The 19,728-nt window shown below is 57.9% G+C and carries 11 protein-coding genes; 4 read left to right on the forward strand and 7 right to left on the reverse strand.

What is annotated here, in order from left to right; genetic code table 11:
• The first annotated feature begins 1 nt into the window (after window position 1).
• The gene (gene gppA, locus OK409_RS13670; protein WP_010671664.1) at window positions 2-1,486 is read left to right on the forward strand and encodes a guanosine-5'-triphosphate,3'-diphosphate diphosphatase; all 1,485 of its coding nucleotides are present in this window, start codon (window positions 2-4) and stop codon (window positions 1,484-1,486) included.
• A gap of 43 nt (window positions 1,487-1,529) precedes the next feature.
• Here gppA and rep read toward each other — a convergent pair whose 3' ends face one another.
• Entirely contained in the window at window positions 1,530-3,551 is a 2,022-nt protein-coding gene (gene rep / locus OK409_RS13675; RefSeq protein ID WP_010257384.1) for a DNA helicase Rep, read from the reverse strand.
• A 75-nt stretch (window positions 3,552-3,626) separates the two neighbouring features.
• On the opposite strand from rep, the gene ppiC reads away from it, so the two are divergent.
• Window positions 3,627-3,908 carry a peptidylprolyl isomerase PpiC gene (ppiC, locus tag OK409_RS13680; protein ID WP_010257386.1) on the forward strand — a complete coding sequence of 94 codons (282 nt, stop codon included), beginning with the start codon at window positions 3,627-3,629 and terminating at the stop codon, window positions 3,906-3,908.
• Here ppiC and OK409_RS13685 read toward each other — a convergent pair whose 3' ends face one another.
• Window positions 3,909-5,969 carry an AsmA family protein gene (locus OK409_RS13685; protein WP_050680420.1) on the reverse strand — a complete coding sequence of 687 codons (2,061 nt, stop codon included), beginning with the start codon at window positions 5,967-5,969 and terminating at the stop codon, window positions 3,909-3,911.
• 284 nt (window positions 5,970-6,253) lie between these two features.
• Between OK409_RS13685 and OK409_RS13690 the strand changes: the two genes are divergently transcribed.
• Together OK409_RS13690 and OK409_RS13695 are read left to right on the forward strand one after the other, a co-directional pair.
• Window positions 6,254-7,186 carry a sugar kinase gene (locus OK409_RS13690; RefSeq protein WP_264367150.1) on the forward strand — a complete coding sequence of 311 codons (933 nt, stop codon included), beginning with the start codon at window positions 6,254-6,256 and terminating at the stop codon, window positions 7,184-7,186.
• Between the two features lie 523 nt (window positions 7,187-7,709).
• Window positions 7,710-8,582: an alpha/beta hydrolase gene (locus OK409_RS13695; protein WP_010671660.1), complete on the forward strand. Its 873-nt coding sequence runs from the start codon at window positions 7,710-7,712 to the stop codon at window positions 8,580-8,582.
• A 2-nt stretch (window positions 8,583-8,584) separates the two neighbouring features.
• Here the strand turns inward: OK409_RS13695 and OK409_RS13700 are convergent, their stop codons facing one another.
• The 5 genes from OK409_RS13700 to bcsB form a co-directional block, all read right to left on the reverse strand.
• Window positions 8,585-10,075, reverse strand: a complete 1,491-nt coding sequence (locus tag OK409_RS13700; protein WP_010257399.1) for a M16 family metallopeptidase — start codon at window positions 10,073-10,075, stop codon at window positions 8,585-8,587.
• Window positions 10,076-10,321: 246 nt separating this feature from the next.
• The gene (locus tag OK409_RS13705; protein WP_010257403.1) at window positions 10,322-11,611 is read right to left on the reverse strand and encodes a dicarboxylate/amino acid:cation symporter; all 1,290 of its coding nucleotides are present in this window, start codon (window positions 11,609-11,611) and stop codon (window positions 10,322-10,324) included.
• Between the two features lie 225 nt (window positions 11,612-11,836).
• Window positions 11,837-13,861: a biofilm formation regulator HmsP gene (gene hmsP / locus OK409_RS13710; protein ID WP_264367151.1), complete on the reverse strand. Its 2,025-nt coding sequence runs from the start codon at window positions 13,859-13,861 to the stop codon at window positions 11,837-11,839.
• 116 nt (window positions 13,862-13,977) lie between these two features.
• Entirely contained in the window at window positions 13,978-17,445 is a 3,468-nt protein-coding gene (gene bcsC / locus OK409_RS13715) for a cellulose synthase complex outer membrane protein BcsC (RefSeq protein WP_264367152.1), read from the reverse strand.
• Window positions 17,438-19,726 (reverse strand): cellulose biosynthesis cyclic di-GMP-binding regulatory protein BcsB, encoded by a 2,289-nt coding sequence (bcsB, locus tag OK409_RS13720; RefSeq protein WP_122459515.1) that lies wholly within the window; start codon window positions 19,724-19,726, stop codon window positions 17,438-17,440. The genes bcsC and bcsB overlap by 8 nt, the downstream gene beginning before the upstream one ends.
• Window positions 19,727-19,728 lie beyond the last annotated feature (2 nt).

Below are 19,728 nucleotides of genomic sequence, written 5' to 3' on the forward strand. Positions count from 1 at the left end.
CATGCTAAGCGCATCGTCACTTTATGCAGCGATTGATTTAGGGTCTAACAGCTTTCATATGTTGGTGGTGCGCGAGGTCTCTGGCAGTATCCAGACCGTTGCAAAAATTAAGCGCAAGGTTCGCCTTGCTGCCGGTCTGGATAAAAATAACCTGTTGTCAGCCGACGCGATGTCGCGAGGCTGGCAATGCCTCAGACTGTTCTCTGAACAACTGCAGGATATTCCCCCCGATCAGATTCGCGTGGTGGCGACCGCCACGCTGCGTCTGGCTGCCAATGCGCAGACCTTCCTCGACACCGCCCAACAGATCCTTGGCTGTACCATCAACGTCATCAGCGGTGAAGAAGAGGCGCGCCTGATTTATCAGGGCGTGGCCCACACCACCGGCGGTTCCGACCAGCGTTTAGTGGTCGATATCGGCGGCGGCAGCACCGAGCTGGCCACCGGCGATGGTTCGCACGCGTCGGTGTTGTTCAGTCTGTCGATGGGCTGTGTGACGTGGCTGGAGCGCTTCTTCAGCGATCGTCATCTGGCAAAAGAGAACTTTGACCAGGCCGAGCTGGCGGCGCGTGAAATGATCCAGCCTATTGCAGCGCAACTGCGTGAGCAGGGCTGGCAGGCCTGTGTTGGTGCCTCTGGCACGGTTCAGGCGCTGCAGGAGATCATGGTGGCGCAGGGCATGGATGAGCGCATCACGCTGAATAAGCTGCAGCAGCTGAAGCAGCGCGCCATTCAGTGCGGCAAACTGGAAGAGCTGGAAATCGAAGGGCTGACGCTGGAGCGGGCGCTGGTGTTCCCCAGCGGCCTGTCGATTCTGATCGCCATCTTCCAGGAGCTCAGTATCGATAGCATGACGCTGGCGGGCGGCGCACTGCGCGAAGGACTGGTCTACGGCATGCTGCATCTGCCCATCGACCGGGATATCCGAACCCGCACGCTACACAACGTCCAGCGCCGTTTCAGCATTGATGTCGAGCAGGCGGATCGCGTGCGTCAGCTGGCGGAGAGCTTTTTCCGTCAGGTTTCCACGTTGTGGAAGCTGGATCAGCGCTGTCGTGAGTTGCTGCTCAGCGCCTGCGCGATCCACGAAATCGGCCTGAGCGTTGACTTCCGTCATGCGCCGCAGCATGCGGCGTATCTGGTGCGTCACCTCGATCTTCCTGGTTTCACACCGGCGCAGAAGAAGCTGCTGGCCTGTTTACTGCAAAACCAGAGCGGCAGCATCGATCTGGCTTTGCTGACTCAGCAGAACGCCCTGCCGCCGCGGCTGGCGGAACGGATGTGCCGTCTGCTGCGGCTGGCGATTATTTTCTCCACCCGCCGTCGCGATGACACCCTGCCTGCGGTGCGGCTACAGGCAGACGATGATGCCCTGCATCTGACCTTGCCCGCGGGCTGGCTGGAGGCCCATCCGTTGCGCAGTGAGCTGCTGGAGCAGGAAAGCCATTATCAGTCTTACGTCCACTGGTTATTAACCCTTTCGTAATTGCCGTCGCGTGAGGCGAATCTCTTTCGCCTCCTGCACTGGTTTAACTCTTTTTCGCCTTATCCAGCATCGCTCTCAGACCGGCCACCCGGCTCTGACCGGTTTTCATCCGCTCCTCCGCACTGACCACTTTGCGCTCGGTTTCCCATTGCAGATCGTCCTGCGGCAGTTCCAGCAGAAAACGGCTCGGCTCCGGCCGGATTAATTCGCCATATTGCCGGCGTTCGCGACACAGGGTAAAGGTCAGCTCTTTCTGCGCCCGTGTGATCCCCACGTAGGCCAGGCGACGCTCCTCTTCGATATTATTCTCATCGATGCTGCTCTGATGCGGTAACAGCCCCTCCTCCATGCCCACCAGGAATACATAGGGGAACTCCAGCCCTTTGGAGGCGTGCAGCGTCATCAGTTGCACCTGATCCAGCTCTTCATCGCTTTCACCGCGCTCCATCATGTCGCGCAGGGTAAAGCGCGTCACCACCTGCGCCAGCGTCATCGGCTCATCGATATCGCTGCCCTCCAGCATCTCGGTCATCCACTGAAACAGCGTGTTGACGTTCTTCATCCGCATCTCTGCGGCTTTCGGGCTGCCGGAGGTTTCGAACAGCCAGCTTTCGTAGTCGATGCCGCGAATCAAATCACGCACTGCGTTTACCGGCTCACGTTCGGTCAGCTGGATAATCTCATTCAGCCAGTGGGTGAAGCGCTGCAGATGCTCCAGACCACGGCCACTCAGCGTCTGCCCCAGACCGACATCAAAACTGGCGTTAAACAGGCTCTTGCTGCGCAGGTTGGCCCACTCACCGAGCTTCTGCAGCGTGGCCGGGCCAATCTCACGGCGCGGCGTATTGACGATGCGCAGAAACGCGCTGTCATCCTCAGGATTGGTCAGCACGCGCAGATAGGCGAGCAGATCTTTGATCTCGGGCCGTGAGAAGAACGAAGTACCGCCAGAGATGCGATAAGGGATGCGGTTCTGCATCAGAAACTTTTCAAAGGTCCGGGACTGATGGTTGCCACGATAAAGAATGGCGTAATCTTTGTACTGCGTCCGGTTGATAAAGTGATGCGCGATGAGCTCGCCGGTGACCCGCTCCGCTTCATGCTCTTCGCTGTTGGCAGTAAGCACCTTCAGCTCGCTGCCCTGCCCGAGCTCCGAAAAGAGCCGCTTCTCAAAGACGTGCGGGTTATTGGCAATCAGGATATTTGCCGCTTTCAGTATGCGCTGCGAAGAGCGGTAGTTCTGCTCCAGCTTCACTACCTCCAGCGCCGGGAAATCCTGATTCAGCAGCACCAGATTCTGCGGGCGTGCGCCGCGCCAGGAGTAGATAGACTGATCATCATCGCCCACCACCGTGAAGCGCGCCCGCGCCCCCACCAGCAGCTTAACCAGTTCATACTGGCTGGTGTTGGTGTCCTGATACTCATCCACCAGCAGATAGCGGATACGCTGCTGCCAGCGTTCACGCACCTCCTGATTACGCTGCAGCAGCAGCGTCGGCAGCAGAATCAAATCGTCGAAATCGAGCACGTTGCACGACTTAAGATGCTGGCTGTAGAGGGCGTAGCAGTGAGCAAAAATATTATCCTGCTGCGATCGCGCCAGCGCGGCGGCGCCCTGCGGATCGATCAGATCATTTTTCCAGTTCGAGATGGTGGAGATGAGCTGCTGTAGCAGCGTCTTATCCTCTTCCAGCCACTCTTTTGTCAGCTCTTTCAGCAGGGCGAGCTGATCCTGATCGTCGAACAGCGAGAAGTTTGACTTCATGCCCAGCGCCGCGGTTTCGCGTTTGATGATCTCCAGCCCCAGCGTATGGAAGGTGGAGATCAGCAGGCCGCGCGCCTCTTTGCGGCCCAGCGTCTGCGCCACACGCTCTTTCATTTCGCGCGAGGCTTTATTGGTAAAGGTCACTGCGGCGATGTGGCGCGCCTGATAGCCGCATTCACGGATCAGATGGGCGATTTTATTGGTAATCACGCGGGTTTTGCCCGATCCCGCGCCCGCCAGCACCAGACAGGGACCGGTAACAAATTCGACGGCACGTTGTTGGCTGGGGTTTAAACGCATAGGAGAAATCGCCTGATTGAATCAAAAGAAAGGGGTTTATACTGGGCGGCAATTATACACAACCGAGATACCAACATGGCGAAAACCGCGGCGGCTTTACACATCCTCGTCAAAGAGGAAGCGCTGGCAAAAGAGATACTGGCAAAACTGGCGAAGGGTGGCAATTTCCAGCAGCTGGCAAAGAAGCACTCAACCTGTCCTTCCGGCCGGAATGGCGGCGATCTGGGCGAGTTCCGGCAGGGACAGATGGTGCCGGCCTTTGATAAAGCGGTCTTTACCTGCCCGCTGCTGACGCCTTACGGGCCGGTAAAGACCGGCTTTGGTTATCACATTATCAAAGTGCTCTATCGCAACTAGTTACTTCTTCTGCTTCATCTGCTGCAGGACGGTGCTGCACTGGTTGTCTTCGTTATCGCTTGGAGAGATCAGTGCCAGCAGCGCCGCCGCCGGGCCCACTACTGCGCCCAATGCCACTGCAGCGGCACCACGTGCCAGCAGTGGCCCCGTTTTCACGCCCGCATCAGGATTTTTAAAGGTACCACGCACATAGAGCGGGGAGCGCAGCGTTACGATGCGGACGCCCTTACTCTCCGGATTCACCGACAGATCCAGCCGCTCACTGGCGAAGTTCGCGTTGCCTGACACGTTGATAATCGCGTTCTCGGTATCAAACACAAACAGGTTAGGCGTCGCCACACCATTCTGCAGTTTGAGATCGGTGGCGGCGCAGTTGATGCGCACCTGATCATCGCCAAACAGTTTGCCCACCACGTAGTTACCGACGTTGAGTCCGGCAATTTCCATCAGGCTGCGGCTGATCAGACCATCATTCATCAGCAGCTTAAGTTGCCCGTTGCTGGTCGCCAGCAGATCGGCTACGGAGTTACCGGTGCCGGTAAAGCTGGCATCGCCATTGAGCTGGCCACGGCTGTTCTTCATCGCCTCCACATTCGGGAAGAGCTGACGCAGTTGCAGCTTACGGACATGAAGATCAACCCGACCACGCATCGGCGAGTGATCGCCCTCCAGCCGGATAGTGCTGTTGAGATTGCCGCCCGCCACACCAAAGCGCAGCGGATCCAGCAGCAGATCACCGTTTTTCAGCTGTAAATGGGTATAGAGATCGCTTAACGGCAGTGAATTGCTGTGTTCGATCCGTTTGCCGCTGAACTTCACGTCGGCATCCATCACGTCCCAGTTTTTGGTTTCGAATTTATCGTGTGGCAGCACGCGGTCTGCGGGCTGATTCGATTTCTCCCCGCGCCGGGCTTTGGCCTGAGCCGTTTTTTCACTACCTTTGCCAGAGTCGACGCCAATCAGCGGCCCCAGATCGGCCATGCGCAGTTGCTCAGAGGTCAGCTCGCCGCTGAGTGTCGGGCGGGGTTTAACCTGACTGTAGATCAGCGACCCATGAATATCGCTGTCGCCAATATGTCCGTTAAATTTCTCATAGCGGTAGACCGCGCCCTTTTCGCCGCTGAATTTAGCAATCAGATGGCCGTCGGTTTCATAAGGTGGCGTGTCAGGCAGCAGGACGCCGGTCAGGCCATAGAGATTGGCCAGCGTATCGCCCGAGAAACGCAGTCGCACGTTAAGCCCGCCGAGGTTCATCGGATCCTGCAGACCGCCGGTCACCTGAACGCGGGTGCTGCCGTTGCGCAGATCGGCCTGAATCGGGAACGGGGTGTTCTGACTGCGCAGTGACAGCATGCCGCCAATCTTACCGTCGCCGCTGAGTGACTCATTGTTATAAGTGCCCTTCGCCTGCCAGCCAAAGACGAAGTCGCCTGCGCCCTTCTGCTGGTCATTGCCTCCGGCAATCTGCGTATACGGCACCGGCTTACCCAGCGGATTAACCTGCACCGTGACATCTGCGCGGTTAATGGCGTCGCGATAACGAATCTGGCCCTGATCGAACAGAATATTATCCAGACGGAATGACCAGGCCGATGGCGCAGCACTCTTCTCATCCTTGCCGCTATCGGCAAGGGTAAAGGTCCAGTTGTTCTTTTTATCCGCGGTCTGGATCAGACGCGCATCCGGCCGCTGCAATTTAATCCACGGGATGAACAGTTCTTTGTGCAGCAGCGACAGCGGTGACAATGTGGCATCGACCCGCTGCAGATGTACCATGGTAACGTCGGCAATGTCAGGCGGATTCCCCAGCATGATATCTTCCGCATGGATCTGCGGCCACGGCACCCAGCGCCGCCAGCCTGCTTCGTCGCGATTTCGTGCCCAGTCGATACCCAGATCCCCGCGTATCGCAAACGGACGGTTTAACTCGGTTGAAACTTTTTGATTGATGGTGGGCTTAAGGCGATTCCAGTCAAAGGTCGCGATGACGACGATAATCACCACGATCAACAACACCAGAATTCCTGCTACCCAGCTGACTATTTTCCCGGTACGCGACATTACGCTTTCTCCTTGCACATTCACGGTCTGCGTTAAAGATAGTCGAGACCGCGGGCAACAGCATCAGGGAAGCGGGATAGTAAGATGATTCAATTCAGAAAAAGGGGTTTCTCAGCCATTTCGTTAGCATAAGCGGTAAAAAAAGCCGACATTCCCGGCGTTTATCCCCGAGACCAGGGCTAATGGCCGCCTTTAAAGGTAAATTAAAACACCGTTTTAAAACCATTGACGTCTGCCATACCAGACGCGAGACTAAGGCGATATTTCACTACAGGTCTGAAACCATGACGCAGAAAAAAATCGCCATCATCGGCGAATGCATGATTGAGCTGTCCGAAAAGGGTGAGAACATTAAACGTGGCTTTGGCGGCGATACGCTCAATACGGCCGTTTATCTCGCTCGCCAGGTTGATGAGCAGCAGTTACGGGTCGATTATGTCACTGCGCTGGGTACGGATTCGTTCAGCGATCAAATGATCGCGGCCTGGCAGCAGGAGAGGGTCAATACCGACCTGATTCAGCGGCTCGATAATAAAATGCCGGGCCTGTATTTCATTGAAACCGATGCCGACGGTGAGCGCACCTTCTGGTACTGGCGCAGTGATGCCGCCGCGCGTTACTGGCTCGACAGTCCGCAATCAGCAGAGATAGCTGAGCAGCTGTCGCACTACGATTATCTCTACCTTAGCGGCATCAGCCTGGCGATTCTGCCGCCTGCCAGTCGTGAAAAGCTGATGGTGCTGCTGGCGCGCTGCCGGGCTAATGGCGGCAAGGTGATTTTCGATAACAACTACCGCCCGCGTTTATGGGCCGATCGGGCCAGCACGCAGGCCGCTTATCGCGCCATGCTCAACTGCACCGATATCGCCTTCCTGACACTGGATGATGAACATCTGCTCTGGGGCGAAGAGCCGCTGGATGATGTTATCGCGCGTACCCGTCGGGCGGGTGCCAGCGAAATCGTGATTAAGCGCGGTGCAGACTCCTGCCTGGTGGTCACCGGCGACGCACCGCTGATTGATGTACCTGCGGTACGTCTGGCGAAAGAGAAAGTGATCGATACCACCGCAGCCGGTGATTCGTTCAGTGCCGGTTATCTGGCTCGCCGTCTGACCGGCGCCTCTGCAGAGGTCGCCGCGCAGCGCGGACACCTGACTGCCAGCACCGTGATTCAGCATCGCGGCGCGATTATTCCGGCAGAGGCGATGCCTGACTGACAGAGCGGCAGCCAGCGTCGTTGATACAGGCACTGATCGTGCCGATGCCAGAAAATGCGCCCTCGGGCGCATTTTTTTAGGCTGCTGGTAACGTCTGGCTGCGTGACTGTAACCGATGCTATCCGTTCCCAGATGAGACTGGCACGTTAGCCCCTGCAGCGTTGCGGTGTGATCCTGACGCTAAAATCATTATGTCGCCTTAAGAACGCACAGCGTGATATCCGGTAAATTGCGGCTAATAAAGCGGGCCGTGCCAGCTATTTACCTTAAGCGGAAAAATTGTGGTTAATAACAGATCCCCTGCGGTCGCCCCCTTCAATCTATCTTATAATTTATTGATTAAAATTAATAAGTTAAACAAACAGATCCACCACCAGGCATAGTCCGAATCTGGTCAGATCCCCCCTTTTCGGATGGACGACTGCCTGAAAAAAGACCATCTTTTAATCAAAAGACAGCAGGACGCTGTTCTCTCCGGCCGCGAACAAAACAATTAAAATATTCCCCGCATCAGGATCTATTTATGCACACAGAAATTATTAATATCTGGCCACACGGTGATGCGCCAGGCGCCAGCGATTCGCGCGCACAGCCGCAGATTGTCGACATGGCAAAAGAGTATGAGCCTTACGATCGGGCCGCTACCGGCGTACGTTGCCCGGAGATGGCGATCTGGCATCCGGTCGAATCAAACGGGATTACCCTGCTGGTCGCACCGGGCGGTGGCTATCAGCGCGTGATGATCGATCGTGAAGGCAGCGCCCTGGCGACATTCTTTACCTCAATGGGTTACACCCTGGCGGTGATGACCTATCGTCTGCCCTATGATGGACATCACGAAGGCCCCGACGCGCCGCTGGCCGATGCTCAGCGCGCGGTACGCGTCCTGCGTGAACGGGCGCAGCGCGGCCTGAATGGTAAATATATCGTCATGATGGGCTTTTCGGCGGGTGGCCACGTGGCTGCCAGTCTGGGTACGCGTTTCGCAGAGAAACTCTATCCGGTGCAGGATGGCGCAGAAAACTTCTCGCCGCGTCCGGATGCGATGGTACTGGTCTATCCGGTAATCAGCATGCGGGACGGCATCGCCCATGAAGGAGCCAGAACCCGCCTGCTGGGTGCCTGGCCCGATCAGAAAACCATTGACGCTTATTCAATGGAAACCCGGGTTCATCCGCTGGTGCCGCCAACGCTGTTGATCCACGCAGCCGACGATGATGATGTATCAGTGAATCACAGCATGGCGTTTTTTGGCGCACTGCGTGAGCATAAGGTCCCGGCAGAGGTGCATTTCTATCAGAAAGGCGGGCACGGATTTGGTATCCGCGGCGTGGCAGATTTGCCCCTCGCCAGCTGGCCGATGTTAGTGACCGAGTGGCTCAGGGCAAAAACCTGACTTTATGCGGCTGGCGGAACGTCTTTGACGTTGCTATCCGGCGGACTGGCTTCATTACTGGTCGCCGGTGCCGCTGGCGGTGCCATCACTTTGTCCCAGTTGTTTTGCAGGCTCTTCACGTTGGTTTCCGCTTCGCCTTCCGGCTGAATCAGTACCATCATCAGTTCCTGCGTCAGCTGCTGACGCAGCTCCTGGTTTAACTGTTCGCGGGTCAGGCCGGCCAGGAAAGTCTGACGCAGCTTCTGATACTGCTCAGGTGCGATATCGACTACGGCGTTCTGCTGGGAGCGCAGGCGCTGGCTCATCAGCACATCCGTATCGGTGCGGGCATAGGTGGTAAACAGCTTGTTCAGCTCCAGCAGCTTCTGCGCCATCAGCGCATCAAACTCCTCCTGCGGCAAGCCTTTGTCACGCACGTTTGCCAGCTCACGCGCCACCAGATTCATATTCTGCGCCAGATTTTCGTTGCGTCCATCCAGGTTGATGGAGCACTGTGCACGCTGATAGAGCACACGGCAATCAAATCCCACCTGTATGCCCTGTGCCTTGCTGTCACTGAGCGCACGCTGGACATGCCAGAACAGCGCTTCACGTGCCAGATCGCCCTGCCAGTAACGCTGCAGATTCTGGGAGTCACGAATCGGTTGCCACGGCGTATCCCACACCAGCGAGAGACGATCCTGCGTCATGTTGCTGCTGACCAGATTTACCGGCTCGTGCGGCAGCGGCGACAGGGTGGGCAGTGGCGCAGGCGTTTCACGTTTACCGGTTAACGCCGAGAAGGTTTTATTGATCTGCTCAGAGAGGTTGCGGCTGTCAACATTCCCCACCACGTAGAGCGTCATCGCATCCGGAGTGTACCACTGATGATAAAAATCATTGAGCTGGGTTAAATCAACCGGCGCGCGTGGTTGCGCTGCGGGGTCATGCGCCAGCAGCGCGGAGCCTTTCAGGCGGTAGCGCCACCAGACATCCTGGGTATCTTTCGGCCAGGTCGCCACCGGATCCGATGCCGCCAGCGCGGTATTAACCACCTGTTCGGTGATGGCCATATTGCCTGCCGTGGCCGCCAGCCAGTTCAGCGCTTCTTTCAGCAACTCGGGGCGGTTATTCGGCAGGCTCAGATTATATTGGGTGGAATCATAGGAGGTGATCACAGGTGGCAGCGGATGCTGAGGATCCATAGCCTGTTGCCATAGCGCGCGCTGCTGATGGTTATCAAGCGCGGTGTTGTGCACCATCGCCAGACGCGGCAGCAGATGGCTGAAGCCGGCCTGTTGCGCACTCTCTACCAGCGAGCCGGTATTCACCACCAGCCGCAGTTCAATACGGTCACTGGGGCGTTGCGGTGTGGCCAGTAACTGCCAGTTAAATCCATTATCCAGCTTGCCTTCCTGCCAGGCCGGATCCGGTTGCAGCGTTTCTGCCTGGAGACCAAAGCTGCTTGCCAGCACTAATCCACCAACCAAAAGCCGAATTCTGGTGCCCTGCATGTGAACCCCTACTCAAATAATTCAAATATCGTTATCACTGGCGCATATTGCCGCTGTTATTAACGAATCGGCTGGCGCCGAATCGCGCTGTTATCCAACAACAAAGTGTTTGACCACAGGAAGCTCAGGATGTCGCGTAACGAAGTGAAAAACGTCAAAAAAAACAAGTGGGGTTTATTATGCAAATGCCCGCTGTCAGGGCAAGCGACAGCGGGCATTTGTGGGGATTTAAGTGAAATTCAATGATTAAATTGAAGATTCAGACGCTTTATTCTCCTTATTCCGGCCTGCCAGCGTGTCGGTCAGCTGTTTATGATCCAGCTGATCGACCCACTTCGCCACCACCACGGTCGCCACACCGTTACCGATCAGGTTGGTCAGCGCACGGGCTTCGGACATAAAGCGGTCGATACCGAGAATGAGCGCCAGACCCGCCACCGGCAGATGTCCCACCGCAGAGAGCGTCGCCGCCAGCACGATAAATCCGCTCCCGGTTACCCCCGCCGCGCCTTTGGAGGAGAGCAGCAGCACCACCAGCAGCGTAATCTGATGGAAAATGTCCATGTGCGCATTGGTCGCCTGAGCGATAAATACTGCCGCCATGGTCAGGTAAATCGAGGTGCCGTCCAGGTTAAAGGAGTAACCGGTGGGGATCACCAGCCCTACTACCGATTTCTTGCAGCCCAGCTTCTCCATCTTATCCAGCATGCGCGGCAGCGCAGACTCGGAAGAGGAAGTGCCCAGCACAATCAGCAGCTCTTCTTTGATATAGGCGATGAACTTAAAGATGCTGAATCCGGCGAACAGGCGTGCAATCAGCCCCAGCACGATCACCACAAACAGAATACAGGTGATGTAGAAGCAGATAATCAGCTGGCCGAGCTGCACCAGTGAGCCCACGCCATACTTGCCGATAGTGAACGCCATCGCGCCAAATGCCCCTATCGGTGCCAGACGCATGATCATGTTGATGATGCCGAAAATCACTTTTGAGAAGCTTTCAATCACGTTGAAAATCAGCGTGCCAGTGTTACCCAGACGATGCAGGGCAAAACCAAACAGAATGGCAAACAGCAGCACCTGCAGAATATTGCCGCTGGCAAAGGCGCCAATCACGCTGTTGGGGATGACATCCAGCAGGAAAGCGACGATGCCCTGCTGTTCTGCCTGCTGCGCGTAAATCGCCACGGCTTTGGCATCCAGCGTGGCAGGATCAACGTTCATCCCGGCACCTGGCTGCACCACGTTCACCACGATCAGGCCGATAATCAGCGCGATGGTGCTGACAATTTCAAAATAGAGCAGTGCAACCGCGCCGGTCCGTCCTACCGCTTTCATGCTTTCCATGCCAGCGATGCCGGTCACCACGGTACAGAAAATTACCGGGGCGATAATCATCTTGATTAACTTAACAAAGCCATCTCCCAGCGGCTTCATCTGGGTCCCTAACTCCGGGTAAAAATGGCCTAACAAAACGCCGATGCCAATCGCCATCAGCACCTGGAAATAAAGGCTTTTAAAAAGTGAGGTTTTCATAAACAGGTGTCCACTAACGCCGTGAGGTGATGTTGTCGGATTCGTTATTGTGACTGGCGGGCAACAGAGGTGGCGCCTGACAGTAACCCGAAAATAACACTCTGTTTACGTGATTAATACAGGGTGACAAACGCCCAGGAAACCCGGGGATCGTAATTCTGAACTGAAACGCTTCAGCAGGGGGTTTTGTAACTAAAATTCTCGCAAAATCAATGAATCAGGCAATTATTGCGGTAGTGAGGAGTTTTCGATCCATGCCTGATTGAATCGGGTCAGAGGCAGCGCTTCAGCATACAGATAGCCCTGTCCGATAGAGATGCCGCGCGCCAGCAGCCAGTCACGTTGTTCCGCTGTCTCCACGCCTTCGGCAATCACCTCCAGATGGATAATCTCGGCGATGGCCGCCACGATGCAGACCATGGTGTCGTCATGCGGCAGCGCCGCCACGAAGCTGCGATCCATCTTCAGCTTGTTAACCGGCAACGCTTTCAGCTGATGGAGGTAGTTAAGGTTGGAGTAGCCCATGCCGAAATCGTCCAGAGCCACGGCTACGCCGGTCTGCTGCAGCATCCGCAGCATCGATATCGCCTGTTCAGCATCATCAAGCTGAGCCGTTTCTGTCACTTCCAGCACGAAGGTGCCAGGTGCGATGCGGTGGCGCGTCAGCAGGGATTGCAGATGAGAGACCACGCCCGTGTCACGCAGTTGCACAGCGGAAATATTCACACTCAGCGGCAGCATAATGCCCTGTCGCTGCCAGCCTGCCAGAATGCGGCACGCCTCTTCAAACACCCAGCGGCCAATCGCGCTAATCACGCCAATCTCTTCGGCACTGGCAATAAACTCTTCGGTCAGACCGTAGCTGCCGTCGGGCTGGCGCATACGCAGCAGCGCTTCCGCGCCGACTAACGTGCCGGTGCGCATATCGACCTGCGGTTGCAGATAGAGGGCGAACTGCTCATTGTGCAACCCCTGCAGAATATCATGCTCCTGGGTCAGACGTTTTTGCGCGCGCTCGGTTAACGCGGCGTCAAAGAACAGAATCTGATTTTTGCCCTGATGACGGGCCGACATCATCGCTGAGGTCGCGCGGCCAAGCAGATCACTGGCGCTCAGCGGCTGATCATCGCTCAGCGGCTGATCATCGCGCAGCGCCAGACCAATGCTGACGTTAGGACGCAGCTGCAGCTGATAGAGGTTGACCGGCTGATTAAGGCGAATCATCAGGTTACGGGCCAGACGCAGGGCGCGGAACGGATTACTGGCGCGCTTCATTAACAGGACAAAGTCGCTGGTCCCGGTCTGCGCCAGCAGAGTATGGTCATCCAGCGTATTACGGATCTTCTCCACCAGCGTCAGCATCAGCGTATCGCGCTGCTCATCGCTTAATACGCCGTTGGCTTCCTGCAGGGTTTCAATGCGGATCACCATCAGCCCCAGCGGCTGTTCCGGGCTGCTCATGAACTGCTCGACCAGCGCCAGAAACAGGGTACGGTTGGGCAGATCGGTCACGGGAAAATGGGTGGTCAGCCGGCTCATCTCATCATGTATCGACTCCAGCACCTGCTGATTGCGGTTGTAGCTGCGGATCAGCATGCCGATTTCATCATCGCGGTGGCTCTGCGGCAGTGACAGCTTATGCGTCAGAATCGACTGCGGCGGCAGCTCCTGCAGCTCCCGCGAGAGATTGCGCAGCGGATGCACCACCAGCCGGTTGATACACCAGCTGATCGCCACTGACAGGATCAGTGCCAGCAGCAGATAGGTGATAATCATGGTCGAGAGCGTGCTGAGAATAAACTGGTAGACGCGCGTCGAGTTAGCCTGCAGCACCAGATAGGCCAGCGGTTTCGGCATCCCGGTATTTTCCACTGAATAGAGCGGCAGGGTAATCTGCACCGGCAGCTCAAACAGTCGCGCCACCAGACGCGGCACCGGTTTCTCCGTTTCGAAGTCGGCATGCAGAGCCTGAAACGCATTCGGCAGCACCACATCGGCGCGCGATAAAATACCGGCAGGTTTCAGTGAATGGAGAATGCGTTCGGCCTGAGAAATATCGGCGCGCAGTACCGCTTCCGACAGCGGCTGGCGGACGGTGTGTGCAATATTCTCCATCTGCTGGGCGTAGTCAATCCTGCGCTGCTGCACAAAATGAAACAGTTGGATGACGATAAAGATGCTGATGGTGATAACCGCAACCAGCGAAACTGTCGCCATCTGCTTTATCGTAAGTGACCGGCTTACGCGCAAAAATATTCTCCTGACGATGAAAAAAGCCCAGATAGCAGACAGTACAATGCCCGCCAGTATATCCCATAAACTGACTTTTTTACCGTCTGAAAAGTCCGGCTTTTTCCCGGTCGGGATTATTTAAAATCTGCGTAAGGGGTCAGCGGCTGTGGCGGCATATCCAGATCCCCTTCCCAGCCTGCGGCAGAGTAACGCACGTAGATAAGCCCGTGACTTGGGGTATAGTCTTTCGCCTGTTGAATATCGACGCCCACCCCGATAAACCAGTCGGGTGTGATACGACGTTCAACCACGCCCTGCAGCGTATACCCCGTGCCGCTGCCGGTGCTGCTGGCGGAAACGGGATTGCTGGCCAGAGTAAAGCCGGGATTGACCGGATAGCGCTGCTGCGCATCGGTTTTCGAATGTGACCAGGAAACCGAGCCGCCCAGGTCGAACGACCAGTTTTCTGTCCGCTGTCGCCAGGTGACCGGCACGGAAAAGGAGAGATACTGCTGCGGACTGTAGTAGCCGCCCTGACCGAAGGTGTAATCGCTGAGATCCTTCTGATAGTGCCAGAGCATACTGTTAAGCCCGACGGTGGCCCGGCGATTATCGCTATTAATGAGCTTGTAGTAGTAGCCGGCCATTAAGCGCTCGCGACTATTATCCGCAACGTTTTTACCGGTGATCTGATGCGCGCTGATGTCGCCCCAGACACCGTGTGCGCCGCCCTGATCGTAACTCAGCCCGATGCTGCCACCCGTTGCCACTACGCCGCCCCAGCTTTTTCCACCGTTGGCTGATGGATCGCGCGCGCCCGCGTAGGAAAGCAGCGAACTGGCGATCGGCCGTCGCGAGGCGGTCAGCGTCACGCCAAGATCCCTGACGTCAGTTTTCCAGCTCAGTCCGCCGGTCCAGTTGGTCACCTCAAAGCCCAGCGGCGTGGTACCCAGATCCGCTGACCAGCGGTCATTATGCCAGCCGACGCCCAGCGCAGTGCCCTCGGCGCGCTGACTGGAATCGCGGCTGCATCCGCCGGAACTGGCGTCGTCGCAGCTACCAAACTGCTCGTCGAAGCTGCCGTTGCGGGTGGTAAAACTTCCTGCCGAGACGTCCACCTGGTCGAGACGGAAAAAGCCGCGTCCGTCGGCAAACGGACTTTCCGCCTGCAGCATGGTGGTATGGGCAGTAAAGTCGGAGACCCCAGCCGTACCCTTATTGCGCGAATAGTCCTGCTGCACCGTCAGCGTGGTCTCACGCTGACGATAGAGATCTGCGGTGTCGCTGCGAATACTGCGCTTCAGCCAGTCATCCTGTTCCTGAGAGCGTGTCGCGCGGCTGATACTTTCGCCGCTGCCGATACCGATGGCCGTCATCGCCTGACGATAATCCGCCAGCGCGATCTCTGGCTGCTGCTGCGCGCGCTCCAGCCGTGCCGCATCACGAAACACCAGTGCCTTATCCTGTGATGGCGGCAGTGACGCAGCGCGCTGCTTCAGGCTGGCAAAGCGCACGGCAGCCTGCGTGGTTTCGCCCACCGCTTGCCATGCCAGCGCGGCGCGGCGATCGGCATTAAGAGTATTGGCCTGGGCTGGCTGCTGCTCAAGTGCCTGCCGTGCTTCGCTGTTGCGCTGGAGGGCAACCAGCGCTTCGATTCGTCCCAGCGCTGCGTCGCTGTTGTCAGCTTCACCTGACAGCACCTGCTGATAGATCTCCAGAGCCTGCTGCGCGTCCCCGCGAGCCAGCGCCCAGTCGGCCAGCGTCAGGTCGCGTCGGCTGGAAACCGGCTGCTGGTAAAGCAGCGTCACCGCTGCCCGCTCCTGCCCTGCCGCACGAAGCGCTTCGGCGCTGGCAAAAATTTTATCCTGCCCGAGCCGGTCAGCCAGCTCATGCATATTGCTGTTCCACTGCGTTTCAGGCAGGCGATGCAGCGTTGCCAGTGCGGCGTCATCATTATCCCGGCTGGAAAGGTAGAGCGCGGCGGCGTAGAGCGCGGTCGCATCGCCGGGATGCTGCTGTTGCAGCGTCGCGATCTGCGCATCCGCCTGTTGGATGGCTCCACCGTCGCGTAGCGCGCTCGCCAGCCGATAACTGAGCCAGACGTCATCCGGCTGCAGCGCCAGCGCCGCCCGATACTTCTCTGCCGCCTGCGGCCATTTATTCAGCCGGGCGAGCGCATCGGCCTCGGCGCGCAGACTGTCACTGCGCAGCGCGCGCAACGTTCCCGCCATCTCGCGCTGCTGCCCGGCGGGTAGCGTACTGATAAACTGCATGACGCGGGCAGGCGACTCGGCCTGATAAAGCCCGGCCAGGCGACGCACGGTGGTGGTGTTGGTCGCGTCCAGCCTTAGCGCATGCTGCCAGAACAGTTCGGCACCTGCCGCATCTTTGCGCGCCATCGCCACATCGCCCAGGCCAATCAGGGCATAGCTGTCGGTGCTATCAATTTTCTGTGCGGCGCGATAAGCGCGTTCGGCCCCCTCAACGTCATGCTGCGCCAGCGCCTTATCGCCCTGTTCGACCGCCAGCCAGTAACGGTTAGTCTGCAGCAGTGACTGCCATTTGCCGATCAGCGTACTCTGCTTGCCCGCTTCAACGGCGCGTTCCAGCCAGAGCACCGCCACATCACGATGGCCGGCGCGTGCCTGAGTCTGCCCCATTGCACCCATCAATTCGGCGTCGTTGGGGTTATCCTTCAGTGCCCGGCTAAGCGCTGCCATCGCATTATTCACATCGCCCGCCTCGACCAGCGCCAGGCCACGCATCCGCTCGCGATAGGCGGGATCGGCGAGCTGCGCCTGCTGCTTCGCCAGCACATCCGCGCCCTGCTGGTGTGCGTCGCCGTCGGTAAAAACAGCCAGGTAGGCGTTTAACTGCGCCACGCTGCTGTCACTGACCGGCTGATCGTTGATCTGCTGCAGCCAGAGATCGGCGGCGGCGGCGCGTCCGCCGTTGCTGTTTGCCAGCTTTTTCAACTGCGCTATCGCCTGCTCCGGCTGCTGTTGATCAAATGCCATGCGTGCAATTTGCAGCTCAACCCCGATATTGCCCGGGTAGCGCTGCTCCAGCGCCTGCAGCTGCTGGTAAGCGACGCTCTCCTGACCGGGAGTGCGTGCCAGCAGCCGCCAGTATTCCAGCGCCGTGTTCGCATCCGGAAAAACCCCTCCGAACAACGCGTCGTAAGCACTTTTCGCCTCCGCCAGGCGCCCCGAGGTGGCGAGCAGGCGCGCCTGCTGCAGCTGCTGCCGCCCATCCGACGACATCAGCGTCAGGCCGACGGCGGATTCACGCGTCGCGGCGGAGTCGGGCGCAACCTTTTTCAGCTGCTCCAGCAGCATCTGCGCTTTAGGGATATCGCCCTGACGCAGCGCCAGCCGCAGGCGAGCCGCCAGCACCTGCGGATTATCGGGATCGATCTTCTCAAGCCGGTAGAGCGATTGCTGCACCAGATCATATTTGTTGGTCGACTCGCCGGTGCGTACCTGTGACAGCAACCATTCGACCGGCGACACCTCCGATCCGTCGACCGGTGCAGCCAGCCCCGGCAGCGCACTCAGTGCGCCGAGCAGCATGCCTGCCCGCAGCACCTGTGCGTTATTCATCTTCATCCAGTAAACGACGACGGGTAATAATTCGCATCAGACGCCAGGTCATCAGCGCAAACAGCACCACTACAAAGAGTGCGCAGAGTGCCAGCCAGAAGGGATGGACGGAGAGTAGCGACCAGAGACGCTCCCACCACGGCAGATGACCAACGTAGTAGCTCTCTCCCACGCGCAGACTGTTAACCCCTGACTCGCGGATCACCACGGTGGAGCCAGACATCGTGCCACGCTTGCCGCTGTCACCCATCGCCTCGTTGAGCAACTGCCAGCTACGCGGCGTGCCATCGGCGAGCAACGCGACAACGCTGCGCTGATCGTAAAAAGGTGACTGGAAGCCAATCACCGTTGCCAGCGGGCCGCGGGAGCTGATAGTCGTCGTGCTTTCTGCCGCCTGCTCGCGCTGACTTTGCGGGTTCACTTCCGGAGTGATTTGTCGCACAGGCTCTTTCAGCCAGCTGGCGGTGGCGTCGACCAGCGCCGGGATCCGCTGGTCATCCTGAAGATCTTTGGGGATGACACCGATCATCAGCAGATCCACATTCTGCTTCTTCGCCGTGGCCCAGTCATCGGTCAACTGAACGCGCAGCGCCGGATAGCCGGTTTGCGCACCCATATTGCCCAACGTATTCAGCAGCGTGCTGACCTGCTCTGCATCGGGTTTTGGCGGCATCAGTACCAGGGTTTGCGCCAGATCGGCGTAGCGGCTGAACGGAAAGCCCGCATTCGCCCAGGCGCGCAGCGACGGCATTTCGATGTAGTGGCGATAGCCGGAAAAATCGATGCTGGAATTGTCGTCCACCACCACATGATGCGTTATCGGCGTTGCGGTTTCACAGCGTCCATCCGCGTTGCCGCTGATGGTGATGTTGGCGTAATCAAAATCGAAGCGCAGCTGATTCACCACCCCGAGGCGCAGCGCCGGAATCAGCAGCTCATGGCTCTTGTCCAGCATTCCCTGAATCAGCGGAATATGCAGCAGCTGCTGACCCGTCGTATTTTTCGGCGGCAGCGGATAATCCTGAATGAACTGATTATTCAGGTTGACCGCCAGCCGTGAGCCATCCGACTGGAAAGGCGCGGTATAGCGATAGCTCAGATCCATGTCGATACCGCGCGCGCGAACCAGGAAGAGATCGGGCGGCAGATTGAGGGTCAGGCTGACGGGATTAGGCTGCACCCCATCAGACTGCAACTGATTCTCATATTGCGTCAGTTCGGCGAAAGTGGTGCGGCGATCGGTCCGCACCCAGTTAGGGGCGTCATAAGCCTGGCGCGGGGAGAGCAGCTTCACGCTGTCGATGGTTGAGGTATCGCCGCGCAGCAGCAGCTCACCCTGGGCGATACCCTGAACCGCCGTCAGCAGGTCCTCATCGTTGCGTCCCAGAATCAGCAGCATTTTTTCATACGGATTATCGGGCTGGCTGACAATCTCTACTGTGGGTTTTGTCACCGGCGGCAGATCTTTCAGGAAATCCGGGCGCGCATCGTTGGTGGCAAACACCACCGCATGCTGCTGTTGCGGCAGCTGGTTATACAGCACCGGGAAACGCTGCCCGCGCCAGCCCGTTTTGCTGCCAAACCAGGAAGCAAGAATGGCGGCAGCCCGCTGCTGCGTGACATCCGGCTGGGCGCTGAACACCATCGGCAGGGTCAGCGGTCGCGTATCCCGCGAATCAAAAAAGGGTTCCGGGAAGTGGGAGAGGTCATTTTTCAGCGGCAGTTTTTGCAGCGTCAGATCGATGCCGCTCTGTTTGCCGATATCCAGCCAGATTGCGCTATTGGCAGGATTTTCACAGACGTTGGCGTAGTGGCCCACCAGCTCGAAACGCACGCGGTTAAAGTCGGCGATGTAACGCGGATCGATCGACAGCTGCGTCTGGATCTCTTTACCCAGCTGTTCCGGCGTCAGGGTAATCAGACCGACCAGCTCATCATTGAGATAAACCTTCAACTGCGACAGCGTCGGCAGCAGTGCGGGCGAAGGCCGAAAGCTGAGGTTCAGCAACGCGCGCGTCACCACCTCATCGCTGCGCACACCGAACTCAATCTGTCCGGTGGTGCGGGTGCCACGCAGCGTCATGCTGCCAGGCGGCGGTGCCAGCTGGGCAAAGCTCAGCTGGCTGTTCCGCAGCGGCGCGCCGTTATCCTGCGGTAAAGATTGCACAGGCGTTACACCAGCGATGTTTGCGGGCGCGTCCTCCTGCGCGGCGGCACAGCTTAACGTTGCACTGCCCAACAGCAGAGCGGCAAACCACCTGTTTACTCTCGGTATCGTCATAT

Source organism: Pantoea sp. RG18 (genome assembly GCF_025910075.1).
Taxonomy (GTDB): domain Bacteria; phylum Pseudomonadota; class Gammaproteobacteria; order Enterobacterales; family Enterobacteriaceae; genus Pantoea; species Pantoea agglomerans.